This window comes from Lysobacter sp. Soil_N_23, assembly GCF_057656135.1.
The window spans coordinates 89,860-104,215 of record NZ_JBDGKY010000014.1; the positions used below are offsets into that span (position 1 = coordinate 89,860).

At 63.1% G+C, this 14,356-nt stretch carries 15 protein-coding genes and 1 tRNA gene; 4 read left to right on the plus strand and 12 right to left on the minus strand.

Annotation, left to right across the window (positions count from 1 at the left end):
- Nucleotides 1-425 precede the first annotated feature (425 nt).
- The 3 genes from AC3A3X_RS12000 (at nt 426) to AC3A3X_RS12010 (ending at nt 2,544) form a co-directional block, all read left to right on the plus strand.
- Nucleotides 426-1,766, plus strand: a complete 1,341-nt coding sequence (locus AC3A3X_RS12000; protein WP_487583258.1) for a tyrosine-type recombinase/integrase — start codon at nt 426-428, stop codon at nt 1,764-1,766.
- Nucleotides 1,767-2,004: 238 nt separating this feature from the next.
- Complete coding sequence (locus AC3A3X_RS12005) at nt 2,005-2,175, plus strand: hypothetical protein (protein ID WP_487583259.1); 171 nt, start codon at nt 2,005-2,007, stop codon at nt 2,173-2,175.
- Between the two features lie 189 nt (nt 2,176-2,364).
- On the plus strand, nt 2,365-2,544 hold the full coding sequence (locus AC3A3X_RS12010; protein ID WP_487583283.1) for a helix-turn-helix domain-containing protein: 180 nt from the start codon (nt 2,365-2,367) through the stop codon (nt 2,542-2,544).
- On the opposite strand, the gene AC3A3X_RS12015 is transcribed toward AC3A3X_RS12010, so the two are convergent.
- From AC3A3X_RS12015 to AC3A3X_RS12025, 3 genes are read right to left on the minus strand one after another with little or no spacing between them, the layout of a single operon-like run.
- Nucleotides 2,522-3,232, minus strand: a complete 711-nt coding sequence (locus tag AC3A3X_RS12015; RefSeq protein ID WP_487583260.1) for a hypothetical protein — start codon at nt 3,230-3,232, stop codon at nt 2,522-2,524. The two genes, AC3A3X_RS12010 and AC3A3X_RS12015, sit on opposite strands and share 23 nt — an antisense overlap.
- Nucleotides 3,229-3,717, minus strand: coding sequence for a hypothetical protein (locus AC3A3X_RS12020; RefSeq protein WP_487583261.1), 489 nt, complete (start codon nt 3,715-3,717; stop codon nt 3,229-3,231). The genes AC3A3X_RS12015 and AC3A3X_RS12020 overlap by 4 nt, the downstream gene beginning before the upstream one ends.
- The gene (locus AC3A3X_RS12025) at nt 3,714-4,601 is read right to left on the minus strand and encodes a ParA family protein (RefSeq protein ID WP_487583262.1); all 888 of its coding nucleotides are present in this window, start codon (nt 4,599-4,601) and stop codon (nt 3,714-3,716) included. The genes AC3A3X_RS12020 and AC3A3X_RS12025 overlap by 4 nt, the downstream gene beginning before the upstream one ends.
- 311 nt (nt 4,602-4,912) lie before the next feature.
- On the opposite strand from AC3A3X_RS12025, the gene yecR reads away from it, so the two are divergent.
- A complete protein-coding gene (yecR, locus tag AC3A3X_RS12030) occupies nt 4,913-5,248 on the plus strand; it encodes a YecR family lipoprotein (RefSeq protein ID WP_487583263.1) in 336 nt (111 codons plus the stop codon).
- Between the two features lie 65 nt (nt 5,249-5,313).
- Here the strand turns inward: yecR and AC3A3X_RS12035 are convergent, their stop codons facing one another.
- The 9 genes from AC3A3X_RS12035 to ileS form a co-directional block, all read right to left on the minus strand.
- Nucleotides 5,314-6,435, minus strand: a complete 1,122-nt coding sequence (locus tag AC3A3X_RS12035) for a phage major capsid protein (protein ID WP_487583264.1) — start codon at nt 6,433-6,435, stop codon at nt 5,314-5,316.
- Between the two features lie 28 nt (nt 6,436-6,463).
- Nucleotides 6,464-6,949, minus strand: a complete 486-nt coding sequence (locus tag AC3A3X_RS12040) for a hypothetical protein (protein ID WP_487583265.1) — start codon at nt 6,947-6,949, stop codon at nt 6,464-6,466.
- A gap of 139 nt (nt 6,950-7,088) precedes the next feature.
- Nucleotides 7,089-8,963 (minus strand): AAA family ATPase, encoded by a 1,875-nt coding sequence (locus tag AC3A3X_RS12045; RefSeq protein WP_487583266.1) that lies wholly within the window; start codon nt 8,961-8,963, stop codon nt 7,089-7,091.
- A 196-nt stretch (nt 8,964-9,159) separates the two neighbouring features.
- The gene (locus AC3A3X_RS12050; protein WP_487583267.1) at nt 9,160-9,474 is read right to left on the minus strand and encodes a CHC2 zinc finger domain-containing protein; all 315 of its coding nucleotides are present in this window, start codon (nt 9,472-9,474) and stop codon (nt 9,160-9,162) included.
- A gap of 3 nt (nt 9,475-9,477) precedes the next feature.
- Complete coding sequence (locus AC3A3X_RS12055) at nt 9,478-9,687, minus strand: helix-turn-helix domain-containing protein (protein ID WP_487583268.1); 210 nt, start codon at nt 9,685-9,687, stop codon at nt 9,478-9,480.
- Between the two features lie 180 nt (nt 9,688-9,867).
- Nucleotides 9,868-9,943 (minus strand) — tRNA-Thr (locus tag AC3A3X_RS12060).
- A gap of 94 nt (nt 9,944-10,037) precedes the next feature.
- Nucleotides 10,038-10,988 (minus strand): 4-hydroxy-3-methylbut-2-enyl diphosphate reductase, encoded by a 951-nt coding sequence (gene ispH / locus AC3A3X_RS12065; RefSeq protein ID WP_487583269.1) that lies wholly within the window; start codon nt 10,986-10,988, stop codon nt 10,038-10,040.
- Between the two features lie 28 nt (nt 10,989-11,016).
- A complete protein-coding gene (gene lspA, locus AC3A3X_RS12070) occupies nt 11,017-11,520 on the minus strand; it encodes a signal peptidase II (protein ID WP_487583270.1) in 504 nt (167 codons plus the stop codon).
- Nucleotides 11,520-14,333: an isoleucine--tRNA ligase gene (gene ileS, locus AC3A3X_RS12075; RefSeq protein WP_487583284.1), complete on the minus strand. Its 2,814-nt coding sequence runs from the start codon at nt 14,331-14,333 to the stop codon at nt 11,520-11,522. Before ileS ends, lspA begins: the two co-directional genes overlap by 1 nt.
- Between the last annotated feature and the right edge of the window lie 23 nt (nt 14,334-14,356).

Sequence of the window (14,356 nt, forward strand, 5' to 3'; positions counted from 1 at the left end):
TGAACATTGGCGCGAGCATATCAAGCCGGGTCACCGACATGCCTGCATCAGGACTCGCTGCGCCATACAGCGGGCGGACTGTCCGCTTGGGTCGGAAGAGGACACCAGTGATCGTTGGATTGGGATGGGTCTGCCGATCTGTTACCCGATAGCCAGCGGGCAAAAATGAAAAAGGGCCTGCAAGGGAAAACCTTGCAAGCCCCTGTTTTTATGGTGCCGGAAATAGGAATCGAACCTACGACCTACGCATTACGAAGTCCCCGCCTACGCATTTCAGCGCATAACGCAAAGCCACCCCGAAGCCTTATACTGCAAGGGTTACAGGGGTGTTTTCCATAACGCCACCTAACGCTGGGGTCCACTTCCTAACAGCACTTTTGGACCCCAGCCGGACCCCAGCGAGCCCGTGCCCGAAACCTGCGCATATGCCGATCATCGCCTTCAACGAAAAGACCCTAGACGCAAAGCTGCGGAAAAAGCACGCCGACCGCGTGGAGTACAACGACGCCGTCACGGCCGGGCTGTGCCTGCGCATCGGTCCCGGTGGCGCGGCATGGTTCTACCGTTACAGGATCGGCGACCAGAAGCACCGGCAGAAGCTTGGCGATCATGAAGCCATCGCCCGGGAAGCAGCGGCCAGCATCCCGCCGATGGCATCCTTCACCCTCGCCCGGATGAAAGCGGCCAAGATCGTGGACGACTTGGCCAACGGTCGGCACCCAAAGACGGAACAGGCCCGCGAGCGCGCCGAGGTCCGCGACGCGGTCGCAAGGGATGAAGAACGCCTTGTGCGACATATCGCCGAGCAGTGGGCAACCGTGCACTTGCCCAAGCTAGCCGCGTCCAGCCGCAAGGATTACCGCCGGGCACTGGACGAGTTCTTGGTACGGTTCGGCGGGCAAGATATTGGAGCCATTCGCCGGGGTGTGCTCAAGACCTATCTGGACGAAGTGGCCGCACGGTCCGGCGCTGCCGGCAACCGTATGGCTGTGGTCATCCGACTGCTGTTCGCCTATGCCCGCGACCGCTTTGACTGGGACAGCAGCCCCGCCGCTGAACTGGAAAACCCTGCCGAACAGACTAAGCGCGAGCGCACGCTCGACCGCGATGAAATTCGTGTGCTGTGGCGGGCCTGTGAAATGGCTGGCTACCCCTATGGCCATTGCCTCCGCCTCGCACTGTGCTTCGGCCAACGCATGGGTGAAGTGGGTTCATGGCGCCGCAGCGACATCGACAGCACCGGGGACTTTTGGAAGCAGCGCAAGAACAAGTCCAACCGCCGCACCGATCTGTGGGTGGATGACTACGCGCTGGAAATTCTGCGCGACTGTCCAAACCTTGGTGCAGGAGCCCCGTTCTTCAGCGCCAGCATCGACCCACAAACCGGGCAGCCCCGACCATTGCGGTCCGATACGCTGCACAACGCCATCCGGCGCCATGTGACCCCGAAGCTAAAGGATGCAGCCAAGGAACTGGGCTTGCCGGAGATCACGGAACGCTGGGTGCCGCATGACCTGCGCCGCACGGTACGCACTGGATTGACTGGCTGGTGTGGTGTCACACCCGACACCGCCGAACGCGTCTTGAACCATGCAATGGGTGGCCTGCGTGCAATCTACGACCACAGCGACTATCGCCCGCAGGTTGCAGAAGCACTTCACCGCTGGGACAACGAATTGCACGCCATCCTAAAGGGCTTGCCGCCTACAGGCGTCGCGCTCCCGGTCCGACGCTCTGAGCGCGAGGCGGTGGCCAATGCCGCGTAAGCGTACTCCGGCAAACGCCCTGCCCGTGCCTGTTGAGCCGGTGGCGTTCGCTGCTGCGGTCGAGAGTCAGCGCGCGTTACTGCTACTGGCAGCGCAAAAGCTGGACGACGGTTTACCGCTCGAGTCCCATGAGCGACGGTTGGTAGTTGGCGTACTCCGCGCGATGGCGGCTGCGCCAGCACCCCAACCGCCTCGCAGGCCGGGCGCGCCCTCCCAGATTGACCCAGTAGAAGCTGCGATGACTTATGCCGTTCTAATCAAAAACGGCGCATCGAATGCCGAGGCCATAGGCAAAGTAGCCGGCAACTACGATGTCGAGGACGGCACCATCCGCTATATCGTCGCCATCTACGGCCCAACCGCCTGCCGATTGCTGGACACTGACATCAACGGGCAAGACAACGCTTAACACCGCCAACTAGGAAGCCGCGACGGTCTTCCCGAGGCCCAGCGTAAACGGCGAAGGGGGTAAGGCCGCCAAGACCGCCAAGACCGCCCACGTGGTGACTGGGGCCAAACCACACCCCTCGTTGCCCAACTCCGGCTTCGGCAGTGGTAGGTTCGGCCCATGCGCCGCAGGCGACCCAACCCGGCAGCGATGATCGCCGCCTGCGAGGCGGCCGGGATGAGCCGCGCCCAGATCGCACAGGCGTCCGGACTATCGCCCAGTTACATTTCCCGAATCGCTTACGGGGACAGAGGGCGACATCCCAGCTACGACACAATTGAGCGCCTTCAACGGGTGTCGCAAGGTTCTAAGCGGCACCAACCGGGTTGAAGAAGGTCGCCTTCTGGACCGCCGTCTTGAATCGACCTTCTAACGTCGTGCGCAACTCTGTCGGCAAACTAGCCCATTGGTCGGCGTACACGGCCCAGAAAATGTCGTTGATGAACTCCGAACATTCCTGCTGAAGCTGAATAACTTCCGAAAGCGCCGCACTTGACCCAACGATGTCCGCCGGCGAACTGATCTGCGGGAGCACGCATTCGCTTTGACCGTGGAGGTGCGCGGACAGCAGACGATAGGGGTCATCTTGGCTACGCGTTTTGATCTCCATCAGCATCTTGAACCGTGCCTTGTAACGATCAAACGACAGTTCTAAGTAGCCGAGCAGGTCCTTCTTCAACTTGAAGCCATCGCCGGTCGCCTGCACGCGATCCCATTCGACCTTATGGTCCTTAAAATAAAGCCATCCCAGCGCCAAGTCGATCTGGAGGCGGAGCGAACCGAGGGCTGGTCTTACTAGCCCCAGCGCCACGCAGGCAGCCGCCTCGCGCACTGCGGCGGCCGTAGCATGCAACAGGCAATCTGCGTTGCCCGTCAACTGCGTTGACAAGTATTGCAGCCACAGCATTTCCAAGCGGGAAGCTTCCTCGGCCTTCGCAACCAACGCCACGCCATGGTCAATGCAGTTCTTTGAAGTGCGTGCGGCCAGTTCCGACAACTGCTCGTCAACTGCTGTCATCGCGTTCGCTTCCCCAACGACCAGTCTGCCTGAGGCGAGTTCACGTAACTGTTACGCGCGATTGTCGCGAGACGCAGCAAGTCCTTTGCAGGGACGTACAACAGCACACGATCGACCCAAACGCGAAGCGCCTTCTTCGACAGCGGCGGAAGATCCTTCTTACTCATCAATCCCGCATCCACGATCATGCTCGACAGAACGTCGTGAGCCTCACTACTGGAGAGGCCTGCTTCCTTCCGCAGCAATCGCTCCACGCGCTCACCCACGCTCGATTCACTGGCCGATACCCTGCCGTGCGCTTCGTGGGATTCCGTCACCACGTAACCCTGTGGGCGGGAAGCCGCAAAATCGGCAAGGACACTGACCCGATAGAGAATTTCGTCCATAGGAACTTCCCGGAGTTCGCTTAGCAGGCGCCTGAGCTCACTTCTGCTGAGCCCAAGGCTCGCCAGAAACAGCTCAATACTTGCGAGTTTGCTATTCATTTGATTAGCCCGAGTTCCTTGCCCAGCTCATCGACAAGCACGTTGACGTTTGCCGAAACCCTGTGCCTATTGGAGACCATTTTGTCCGTCGCGAAGCCGGTGTACGAAGGGTTCGCAGCGAGAATGCCAGAATGATAAAGCGGTGTTGAAAGAGTTTTTGAACCAAAGTCACCGTGACTTCTAAGGATGTTCTCAACTGTAGGGTCGTAGTTTGATCGTGGAATTCCATTTAACAGGACAATCAGTTTCGGCTTCTTGACAAGCGTTGGAAGGTCAGCAATGAACTTATCCAGCAACTCCAATCCCAAAACAGAAAAACGATCGGGCCTTACTGGCACCAGCACATGCGTTGCAACTTCCAACGCGCACACGGTCATGAACGAACTGCTTGGATTGCAATCGATGCAGACCAAGTCCATCTGCTTCCGAGCGTCAGCAACGAACGACTTGAACCTTGCCCGAACTGGAGCCAATGCCTTGGCGTCGTCGATCAACGAATACTTGACCAATCCAAAGTCACCGGGCACAAGCCGAAGCTCCGCATCATGTGGTGGGTTCGTCTTCTTCATGACGATGCTCACATCGTCAAGCGAAGGCGGCGGAGTGCTGTCCGCTGTGATGGTGAACAACGACGTTTGTGGCGCCGACTCCATTACTGAAAGAATCGTTTTGTTGGCTTGCTTCAGTTTTTCGTAGCGCGTCTGAAGCACTACTGTCTGCGTCAAGTTGAACTGCGGATCAAAGTCAATAAGCAGAGTGTTCTTCAGCAGCCTCAGATACAGAACGCGCATCACATGGGCGGAGATGGTCGTCTTCCCAACCCCGCCCTTCATGTTGAGCACGGCGACCACTGGCGCTGGCTTCTTTGTTTCCTTTGCTGCCACGATTCCCCCTGAAGATAGTGGCTTCGATGTGAATTCCCCTTGAGCACCAGAGGCCAGCAAGCTGTCCCCCTGTGCCGAAGTCGCAGAGTACGCTTGGCACACAGGCCGCGACAATCGGCTGGCGCCTTCGGAGTGGGCCTCGACCCTTCAGCCGGCTTGACCTATATGGTTTCGTGGACTTTTTGACGTGCAGGGTATGGGCGCCGGTGGTGGCAAGGGGGGGCGACCTTTTCCCATATCCCCCCCGAGGCGCCACCCCCGAGAATGTGACGGCTTCCCGGAATTGCCCGGGGGTGCAACAGGGGGAAAACATGAAGAACATCTTGACCATGGCCATGGCCTTGGTGCTGCTCGCTGGCTGTTCGACCGTCAACGAATGGTCCGCCATCGGTGGCAGCCGCGCAGACGGCACTGTGAGGCTGGGGTACTCGCTGGGTCCGTTCCAATCCGCCAAGGTGCAGGAATCGCAGGCCGTCGCCACCGCCACTGCCAAGTGCAAAACATGGGGCTACACCGGCGCTGAGGCGTTTGGTGGTCAAGTCCAGCAGTGCACCGCCAGCAACGGCTATGGGTGCGTTGCCTACAACGTGACCAAGGAATACCAGTGCACCGGGCTGGGCGACAAGGACCCGTCCAAGGCTCCTTGAGTCCGATCCCTTCGTTCGCGGGGCGCACAGGGCCGGGGCTTCCCCGGCCCTTTTGCTTCGATGGCTCACCACGCAACACCGGTCACTGCTGTGACCAAGCCCGGCCGGCGCATCGTCCAATCACAGTCAAACAGCAGGCGCAAACCGATGCTGGTGGTCTGGAACAGTGAACGCACCGGCGTTGCGGGTGTTCCACCTTCCACGATTTGTTCGGGCGTGGCGTCTTCCATATGCAATGCCGCACTGTTGCTTGCAGTGATTTCAGGCAGGCCACCGGACGCGGTGGCGAACGCATCGAGATCAAGGGCCACGGCCAGATCGGCCGGAACGTTGTGACTGACCACCGTTTCAAATCCGATCAGCTCGCCGTTGCTGATGTCATCAGCAAACACGAACACGCCATTGCCATTCGACACCAGCCGCAACCCTAGCGCACGGGCCGGGTTGAGCAACACCACCGGCCGCGTAGCCTTAGCCGCCATCAATGGGTCCAACAGGGAATGCAGGTCGGCCACGATGCTGTTGATGGCGTTGGCGCCTGTGTCAGCGGCGGCAGGCGTGATGCCATTCAACAGGCCGGCCGGACGCTTGTCGTCGGCAGCCACGTCGTCAAGCAACTTGGCGTCGAGACTTTCCGCCGTGTCCGCACCCATCAACTCCCTGATGACCTCTTCTGCCGATGGTTTGGTGGCCTTTTCCAGTTCACGCGTGAACACGGAAATGACTGCCATCTTTTTCGGTGTCAGAAGTGTGGAGGCTAGTGTGGCCTGCTTGACCGGAATGGGGTCGCCTTCGCCGATGAAGTCACCGGCCAGTTCGCCAGTTGTGTTGCGCGTTGGCAGGCGAATCTTTCCAGCGCCATCAAAGACAAGGCGGGGCGACTGCATCCGCGCCAGCGTAGAGAGGACCGATAGCGACTCCAACGCGTCCAAGAACGCGGCGGTTTCTTCCGGCACCAGTGCGCCTGCCCAAGCACTGTCACCGATGCTGGCCGGCTGCGTTGACGCACGCAACACGGTGGCCACCGCGATGTCGGAGTGGTATCGCTGGGCAATGACTTCGTCCGTGGAAACCTGGCGGACGTGCGCAATCAAAGCAGTGGTCAGTGCGCGAACCATGATGTCGCCCTTGGGACGGCGGGTTGCACGCTGGCGCTGGGGCTGGGCACTGCGAACAATGGCATTCATGTGATTCTCCGGTTTGCGTGCCGTGCGCTTACTGACGGCGCTGGCGTGGCTGGTTCCGTGTTTCTTCCAACAGATGCGCAAGCTGTGCGGGCAGATCGCGAAGGCTATCGGCCAGTGCGATTGCGTGCCCGTTGGGCATCGGCTGTGCTTCTTCTTCCTGCAACTCCCGCAACGCGCGCGCTGCCGCGTAGTGGAAGCCCATGTCCTTTGGCAAGCTCAGTTGCAGCATGGCCAGCAGGCGACGGTTAATGCGGTCCTGCTGCACATCGCGCTCCTCGCGTTCGCGCAGCAGCGTCAGCATGGTTTCAAAGGCTGCCCGCGTCATTGCGAACGCGGTGTTGGCTTCGATGGCTGCCATGCCGGCCGTGGCGCGGATGATCTGCGGAAGATCGGCGGCCGTGATTGCGATGTCCTCCAGACCGGCGACACGTGTGGAGTCGAATTCGTCGGCACGGGTTGTTGGGTTATCGCCGTGTCGCTGACGGGGTGCGTTGTTGTCTTTTCGGCGGGCCATCTGTGGCCTCCCTTGGATTTGGCATTGCAGACAGCGGCAGTAGCGCCGGCAGGAAATGACTGCCCACGAACCGGCCGCATAGGTAGCCCGATGGCTCTCGGGGCGGCGGCGGAGGTTCGCGGGCAGTCGGGGGCACGCTTCATTTCGGAGTTTCGTCGGGATCGGACACAGGATCGGTGGCGGCGCCGACACCAAACAGCAGGGCATCAAACCGATCCTCGGGCGCAATGGCGATGTTGGCGGTGTTAGTTCTTCCGCGCGGCTCGCAACCATGCTGAACAAGGCTTTCAGTAAGATCGCCGGTTGTTGCATTTGCATCGACGGCCTTAGACGTGGCTGCCTTAGTGGGCAACACCCACTGCCAGAACCCCGACGCGCCTATCCCGGCCATACGCTGGGAATGCACACCTAACTGTGCTTTGGCGCGTTCGACTGTGTGCCACGACAAGCCGGCGGCAGTCGCTTCCTTCTTGATCACCGTGACGCGCACCGGCCCCATGGCCAACATGTCTGTTAGCCACTCGGCCGCCTCATCACGGGCCGACGCCGGTTGTTCGGCCGCGTTCAGAAGTTCGCGCGCGGTGCCTTCCATACTTTCCCCCCAGACCACGGCAGCCACCGGCATCAGCGCGCCGTCAATCTGGTGCTCGCCTACTTCAATACGGTAGCCCCAGCCACCCGAGTCAGCGGCCAAGTTGTTCTTTGCCCGCGTCAGGAACCGCGCACCGTCTTCACCCTTGGCCGCCACCAGCACCGTGCGCGCCTGTGCCGTCAAGGCGACGCTGCCGTTGACGCGTTCAGTTGGATCGCGGCCGCTGGTGCCCTTGCTGAAATGTCCGATACCTAAGAACGCTGCGCCGGTGGCTTCTGCCAAGTCACGCACAGGCGTCAACGCCCGGCGCGCGGTAGCGTTCTGATGGCTATCGCTCCCGGACGGGAACACGCTGGCGATGGTGTCGATGATGACCAGCACTACATCGCCTATGGCTTCCATGGCCAAGCGCAGCGCAGGCAGGTCGGTAGCCGGATCAAACGCGCGCGCCTGCCCGGTGGCCGGATCAATCGCGCCAGTGATGAAGTGGATGCGGCTGCAATCCCCCCCAGCCGCGCACACGCGTGGCTTCAACGTGTCGGCCACGTCATCCTCGGATGACCAGATCAGCACGTTCCCTTGTGGCGCAAAGCTGCCATCCGGCCATCGCCCACCGCGACTAACTGTCGCCGCCATCAGCATCGCCATTGTGGTCTTGCCGCAGCCCGGCGCGCCCGCCAGAAGTATCAACTTCCCGCAGGCAATCCAATCACGCCAAGCCCATCGCACCGCCTTGGCGCAAATTTGGTCGGCGCGCTGCGTTATGGCCGGCAACGGCACGTCATCGGCCTTGGACATCGGAGCTGTTGGTTTCTGTGGTGGGCCAAATGGACGCCGTGGCAGGTCCAACAGGTCGTCGGCCCAAGGTGCGCACTGATTGGCGAGCCAATCCACGGCGTCGCCTTTGTCGGGAAGGCCAAGTGGGTCTGGGTCGATCGCTTCAACGGTGGCAGCAATCGGGCGCAGCCGGGCTGCAACTTCATCGCCGTAGCGGCGCCCGGCGTCATCATTGTCCGGCCAAATCACCACATGGCGACCGCGCAGCGGGGACCAATCGGCCGAACCTGCCGACGTGGCGCCGCCGCTGGTGGTTGCGATGGCGCCGATGTTGGCCAGTGCGTCGGCTGCCTTCTCGCCTTCCACCACGTACACCACCGCGTTTGGATTGCGGGCTAGATCAGCGAGCCGATACAGCGGTTTGCCGCGAGCACAGTCTGCCTTAGGCTCACCTACCCGCCAGCGCTGGCCGTCATGGAAGAACGGCCGGATGACTTTTTCACCGGCCCCGTTTTCCAATCGGGCCCGGGAGAACAACAGCGCGCCGGTGTTGTCGGTGTAGTCATGAATAGCGACCAGCGTGAAGCCCGCACCATTCAAATGGCGGTGGAACAGATCGCGGGCAGCAGCGGTTTGGGCGCTCAAGGCAGAAGCTCCAATTCCGCAAGAATGGCGAAAAGTGGACAACCGCAGTTGCATGTCAGGTCTGGATCGCCGTCGATAACTGCGACGGTGAGGGCCAACGACCGGCCACAAGCCGGACATGCACAGCGCCACGCACTTGGACCTGTCCGGCGCACAGGACCAATGCGGCCTAGCCGATCAAGGATCGCTTCGGTATTCATCTCCGACGCCCTATCAGGTCGCGCACGGCCTCAACGAACGGAAGCCCGGTGACCCGCATGTGGAAAGTCACCATGTCGCCCTTCCCGCAACCGGCAAAGCAGCGCCAGCCGGCATGGGTAACGGACACCATGAAGGACCGGTTGCGGTCCTCGTGGAACGGGCAATGCGCACGAGCCCAGCCGCTTGTGTTCGGCGACTGCCTACCCTTCAAGCGTTCCTTGTAATAGCTGCGCGCGTCCGGCAGTCGCAGACGCCAGTCCGCTGGCAAGCTTGGGCTTTGAGTGCGCGTCTGGCGCGCTGCGCGGTCCATGGGTCACAGCCCCGGCGCGCCTTCGCGCTGCAACGCGCGGACCTCGCCAGCGCGCCGGAAGTTGCGCTTGCCGATCTTCGTGACCGGAATGATGCCCTTCCGTGTCCAGCGCCATAGAGTCATCTGGCTGACGCCCAGCGCGGCAGCGGCCACAGGATCGGGGATCAAGGTGTCGTCGGCATCAAGCGCCGGCGTGAAACTACGAGCCTTCATAACTCAACCCACCATCAGCGATCTGTTCGCCGTCGTGGTGGAGCGTGTTGGGTCGTGGGCCTATGCACTAGGTACAACTCAGGGCGAATTGTTCCGGGCCCAGATGGACCCCAATTGGACCCCAGCGTTACAACAAGAAAGGGCCTGCAAGGCGAAAACCTTGCAAGCCCTTGATTTCAATGGTGCCGGAAATAGGAATCGAACCTACGACCTACGCATTACGAATGCGCCGCTCTACCAACTGAGCTATTCCGGCGAATTTTCGGCCAGCCCCCGCAGGGCCGGCTGCGGAAACGTCCGCGAGGCACGAATTCTAGGCGCTGGGTACGTTCCTGGTCAATCAATCGCGGTCAATCGACCAGCTGCAGCCGCAGCTCCTTCGGCAGGGCAAAGACCATGTCCTCGGGTTCGCCGTCGAGCTCGCCGACGTGCTGGGCACCCAGTTCGCGCAGGCGCTCGATCACGCCGCGCACCAGCACCTCGGGCGCCGAGGCGCCGGCGGTGACGCCGATGCGCTTGCGGCCCTCGACCCAGGACGGGTTGATCTCGATCGCGCCGTCGATCAGGTAGGCCGCCACGCCCTCGCGCTCGGCCAGCTCGCGCAGGCGGTTGGAGTTGGAGCTGTTGATCGAGCCCACCACCAGCACCAGGTCGCACCTGGCGGCCAGTTCGCGCACGGCGTCCTGGCGGTTCTGCGTGGCATAGCAGATGTCGTCGTTCTTCGGGCCCTGCATGGCCGGGTACTTGCTCCGCAGGGCCTCGATCACGCTACGGGTGTCGTCCACCGACAGCGTGGTCTGGGTGGTGTAGGCGACGTTTTCCGGCTGGTCGATCTCGAGCGCGGCGACGTCGTCGTTGTCCTCGACCAGGTAGATCTTTCCCAGGCCGGCCTCGCGCTTCCACTGGCCCATCGTGCCTTCGACCTCGGGGTGGCCTTCGTGGCCGATCAGCACCACGTCGCGGCCGGCGCGGCAGTGCCTGGCCACTTCCAGGTGGACCTTGGTCACCAGCGGGCAGGTCGCGTCGAACACCTTCAGGTCGCGCCGCTGCGCTTCCTCGCGCACGGCCTTGGACACGCCGTGGGCGCTGAAGATCACGGTGGCGCCGTCGGGCACCTCGTCGAGTTCCTCGACGAAGATCGCGCCACGGTGCTTGAGGTCGTCGACCACGAAGCGGTTGTGCACGACTTCGTGGCGCACGTAGATCGGCGCGCCGAGCGTCTCGATCGCGCGCTTGACGATCTCGATGGCGCGGTCGACGCCGGCGCAGAAACCACGGGGATTGGCTAGCAGGACATCCATGGCGCCATTGTACTCCGCCGCAACCGGGCTACTTGGTCGCCGCCGGCTGCGGCTTGGGCGCCAGCAGGCCGAACAGGGCAATGCCTATGGCGCCGGCGACGATGGCCGAATCGGCGACGTTGAACGCCGGCCAGTAATGGTCGCGCCAGTGCCACTGGATGAAGTCGACGACGTGGCCGTGCAGCAGCCGGTCGATGACGTTGCCCAAGGCGCCGCCGATCACCAGCGAGTACGGCAGCGCGCTTTTCCAGTCGCCGCGCCGGGTCTGCGTCAGCCACCAGCCGAGCAGGCCGCTGATCGCCACCGCCAGCACCACGAACACGTACTTCTGCCAGCCGCCGGCATCGCTCAGGAAGCTGAACGCCGCGCCGGTGTTGTAGGTGAGGTACCAGTTCCAGAATCCCTTGATCACGGGGGTCGCGACGCCGTCTTCCAAGGACGTCAGCGCCCACCACTTGCTCAGCTGGTCGAGCCCGATGACCAGCACCGACAGCAGCAGCCACGGCAGCGCATTGGGACGAACCGGCGCCATCAGAACCACTCCCGGTTTTCGCCGGCGCCGCTGATGTTGACCGCGCAGCGGCCGCACAGCTCCGGATGGGCGGCATCGCTGCCGATGTCGGCGCGGTACTGCCAGCAGCGCACGCACTTGGCCTTCGTCGTAGGCGTGGCCAGCACGGCGATGTCCTTGATGCCGTCATCGGCCACGACTTCCACATCGCCACTGATGAACAGGAAGCGCAGCTCGTCGCTGAACTGCGCCAGCCAGTTCTGGTCGGCGACCCCGGCCTTCAACGCGATCTCGGCCTCTAGCGCGGCGCCGATGTCGCCGGCGGCGCGCATCGGTTCCAGCGTCCGGCTGACTTCCTCGCGCAGGGCCAGCAGGCGATCGAAGTCCTGCGCCGACAGCACCGAATCCTCGCCAAGCACGGCCAGGCCGTCGTACCAGGTGGTGAACAGCACGTTGTCCTCGCGCGGGCCCTTGTCGGTCACCTTCGGAAGGTGCTGCCACATCTCATCGGCGGTGAAGGCCAGGATCGGCGCGATCCAGCGCACGAAACCTTCCGCAATGCGGTACATCGCACTCTGCGCCGAACGGCGGCCGCGCGAGTCTTCCGGCATCGTGTAGAGACGGTCCTTGGTCACGTCCAGGTAGAGCGAACCCAGGTCGACGCTGCAGAAGTTCGACAGCGCCTGCACGATCTCGGCGAAGTCGTAGCGCTCGTAGGCGCTGGCGATGCGGTCCTGCAGTTCGGCGGCGCGGTGCACGATCCAGCGGTCGAGCGCGACCATGTCGCCCAGCGGGCGCAGGTGCACGGCCGGGTCGAAACCGCTGAGGTTGGCCAGCAGGAAGCGTGCGGTATTGCGGATGCGGCGGTAGACGTCGGCATTGCGCTTGAGGATGTCGTCGGAGACCGACATCTCGTTGCGGTAGTCGGTCGAGGCGATCCACAGGCGCAGCACGTCGGCGCCCATCTGGTCGATGACCTTCTGCGGCGCCAGCGTGTTCTGCAGCGACTTGGACATCTTCTTGCCCTGCGCATCGACGGTGAAGCCGTGCGTGAGCACCTGCCGGTACGGGGCGACGCCGTCCATCGCCACGCCGGTCAGCAGTGAGCTGTGGAACCAGCCGCGGTGCTGGTCGGAGCCTTCCAGGTAGAGATCGGCCGGCTTGTGCAGGCCGTCCTGCGGACGCTGCGCGAGCACGCACTCGTGGCTGACGCCGGAGTCGAACCAGACGTCGAGGATGTCGGTGACCTTCTCGTAGTTCGCCGCTTCGTCGCCGAGCAGTTCTTCGGCGGTCATCGCGTACCAGGCATCGGCGCCTTCGAGCTCGACGCGCTCGGCGACCTTGCGCATCAGTTCGGGCGAACGCGGGTGCGGCTCGCCGGTCTCGCGATGGAAGAACAGCGCGATCGGCACGCCCCAGTAGCGCTGGCGCGAGATCGTCCAGTCCGGACGGCCTTCGATCATGTTGTAGATGCGCGCCTCGCCCCACTCCGGCACCCAGCCGACCTTGCCGATCTCGGCCAGGCTGTCGCGGCGCAGGCCGGCCTGCTCCATCGAGATGAACCACTGCGGCGTGGCGCGGAACACCACCGGCGTCTTGTGGCGCCAGCAGTGCGGGTAGCTGTGGGTGATGCGGTGAGCGAACAGCAGGTGGCCGCTGGCGCCGATCACGTCGAGGATCGGCTGCTCGGCCTTCCAGATGTGCAGGCCGGCCAGGGTCGTGCCGTCGGCCGGTGGCGTCGACGGCAGGTACAGGCCTCGGCCATCGACCGGGTTGATCTGGGCGGCGCTGTAGCGATCCATCAGGCCGTACTTCAGGCCGACCGCATAGTCCTCCTGGCCGTGGCCCGGCGCGGTATGGACGATGCCGGTACCGTCCTCGGCCGAGACGTGATCACCGACCAGCACCGGGATCTCGCGATCGGCGTAGAACGGGTGCTGCAGCAACTGGCTGTCGAGGTCGTTGCCGAGGACGCGACCGAGCACCTGCATCTCTTCGATGCCGTAGCGCGACAGCGCCTTGCCGGCCAACGCTTCGGCCAGCACCAGCAGGCGGCGGCCGCCGTCGGCCATGCGCGGGCCTTCGACCAGCACGTACTCGAGTTCGGGGCCGACGCTCACTGCCAGGCTCGCCGGAAGCGTCCACGGCGTGGTGGTCCAGATCGGCATCGCCACGCGCACGCCGTTCTCGACGGTGGCGCCGAACAACGCCGCCAGCGCCTGCGGATCGCGCGCGTCGTAGGCGACGTCGATCGCCCAGGACTGCTTGTCGGCGTACTCGATCTCCGCCTCGGCCAGGGCCGAACCGCAATCGAAGCACCAGTGCACCGGCTTGGCGCCGCGCACCAGGTGACCGCGTTCGACGATCTTCGCCAGCGAACGGATGATGTCGGCCTCGTAGCGGAAGTCCATCGTCCGGTACGGGTTCTCCCAGTCGCCAAGCACGCCCAGGCGCTTGAAGTCGGTGCGCTGCAGGTCGATCTGCTCGGCGGCGTACTCGCGGCACTTCTGCCGGAACTCGCTGGCGTCGAGCTTGTCGCCGACCTTGCCGAACTTCTTCTCGACCTGGTGCTCGATCGGCAGGCCGTGGCAATCCCAGCCCGGCACGTACGGTGCATTGAAGCCGGCCAGCAGCTTGGACTTCACCACCACGTCCTTGAGCACCTTGTTGACCGCATGGCCCAGGTGGATCGCGCCGTTGGCATACGGCGGGCCGTCGTGCAGCACGAAGCTGCGCTCGCGCTTGCCGACCTTCTCGCGAATGCGCTGGTACAGGCCCTCGCCTTCCCAGCGCGCCAGGGTCACCGGCTCGCGCTTGGGCAGGTCGCCGCGCATCGGGAAATCCGTCGCCGGCAGAT